The 1953-nt window shown below is 77.1% G+C and carries 1 protein-coding gene; it reads right to left on the bottom strand.

Annotated features, from left to right (window positions below; genetic code table 11):
* A partial coding sequence (locus GA0115242_RS33150; RefSeq protein WP_141721844.1) for an SDR family NAD(P)-dependent oxidoreductase occupies positions 1-1953 on the bottom strand: 1953 nt, incomplete at both ends.

Below are 1953 nucleotides of genomic sequence, written 5' to 3'. Positions count from 1 at the left end.
CTCGGCGACGGCGGCGCGCAGCGCGGCGACGGCGGTGTCGGGGGCCATGGGGGCGAGGCCGTCGTGGCTCATGCGGTCGGCGAGCACGTCGGCGGTGGCCATGCCCGCGTCGGCCCAGGGTCCCCAGGCGACGGAGGTGACGGGCAGCCCGGCGGCGCGGCGCTGCTCGGCGACGGCGTCCAGGTAGGCGTTGGCGGCGGCGTAGTTGGCCTGGCCCGCGTTGCCGAGGACGCCGACGATGGACGAGAACAGCACGAACATCGTCAGGTCGTGGCCGCGGGTCAGCTCGTCGAGGTTGCCGGTGCCGAGGGTCTTGGGGCGCAGGACGGCGTCGAAGCGGTCCGGGGTGAGGCCGTCGAGGACGCCGTCGTCGAGGACGCCCGCCGCGTGCACGACGCCGGTGAGGGGCAGGTCGGCGGGGAGCGTGTCGAGGAGCCGGGCGAGCTGGTCGCGGTCGGCGACGTCGCAGTCGGCGACGGTGACCCGGGCGCCGAGGTCTTCGAGGTCGCCGACGAGGCCGGCGACGCCGGGGGCGTCGGCGCCGCGGCGGCTGGTGAGGACCAGGTGGCGGGTGCCGGAGGCGGCCAGCGAGCGGGCGACGTGCGCGCCGAGGGCGCCGGTGCCGCCGGTGACCAGGACGGTGTCGTGGGCGCCCCAGCCGCCGATGCCGTCGTCGTCGGCGCCGGACGCGTCGGCGGCGTCGGCGGTGTCGGTGCCGGGGGCCTGGTCGGGCAGGGGCATCCGGGCGAGGCGGCGGACGTGGGCGCCGGAGGGCCGTACGGCGATCTGGTCCTCGGTGCCCCCGAGGAGGGCGGCGAGCCGGGACAGGGTGCGGGCGTCGGGCGCGGTGGGCAGGTCGACGAGACCGCCCCAGCTGTCGGGGAGTTCGAGGGCGACGGCCCGGCCGAAGCCCCAGGTCTCGGCCTGGACCGGGGAGGTCAGCGGGTCGCGGCTGTCGACGGCGACGGCGCCCCGGGTGAGGGCCCAGAGGCGGGCTCCGGTGCCGGACAGGGCGTGCACCAGGTCCTTGGCGGCGGCGAGGCCGCGCGGCAGGGCGGGGTGGTCGGGGTGGGGCCGCTCGTCGAGGGCGAGCAGGGACAGCACGCCGGTGGTGTCGGGTCCTTCGAGGAGCGCGGCGAGGGCCGCGGTGTCCTCGTCGCCGGTGAGGTCGTGGCGCTCGACGCGCAGCCCGCGGGCGGTGAGGGCGCCCAGGACGGTGGCCACCCAGGGGTCGTCGGCGTGTCCGGCCGGGACCAGGGCGGGCCAGCGGCCTTCGGGGACGGAGCCGTCGGCGCCGGTGAGGGGGGACCAGGTGACGCGGTAGCGCCAGGAGTCGAGGGTGGAGCGCAGGGTGCGGCGGCGGCGCCAGGTGGCGAGGGCGGGCAGCAGCGTGCCGAACGCCTCGACGTCGTCGCCGGTGACCTCCAGGACGGAGGAGAGGCGGGTGATGTCACCGCTCTCGACGGCGGCCCAGAAGTCGCCGTCGGCCGCGTTCCCGGTGGCCGCGGTGGCGGCCGTCTCGGCGGGGGTGAGCCAGTACCACTCGCGGTCGAAGGGGTAGGTGGGCAGCTCGACGCGGCGGGTCCGGACGCCGTCCCAGTGGACGTCCCAGTCGACGTCGGCGCCGAGCGCCCATGCCTCGCCCAGGGAGAGCGTGAACCGTTCGAGACCGCCCTCGTCACGGCGCAGGGTGCCGACGACACCGGCCCGCACCCCGGCGTCCTCGATCGTCTCCTGCACCCCGGTGGCCACCACCGGGTGCGCGCTGATCTCCGCGAAGACCTGGAACCCGTCCGCGAGCAGCGCACGCGTCGCCGCCTCGAACTCCACCGTCCCGCGCAGGTTGCGGTACCAGTAGGAGCCGTCGAGGTCGGCGGTGTCGATGACCGTGCCGGAGACGGTGGAGTAGAAGGGGACGGCCGAGGAGCGGGCGACGACCGGGGCGAGCAGGCC

It is taken from the genome of Streptomyces sp. SolWspMP-5a-2, assembly GCF_900091845.1.
GTDB classification, from domain to species: domain Bacteria; phylum Actinomycetota; class Actinomycetes; order Streptomycetales; family Streptomycetaceae; genus Streptomyces; species Streptomyces doudnae.
Note: the sequence above shows the minus strand (reverse complement) of the source record. Positions and strands in the feature narration are given on the sequence as shown.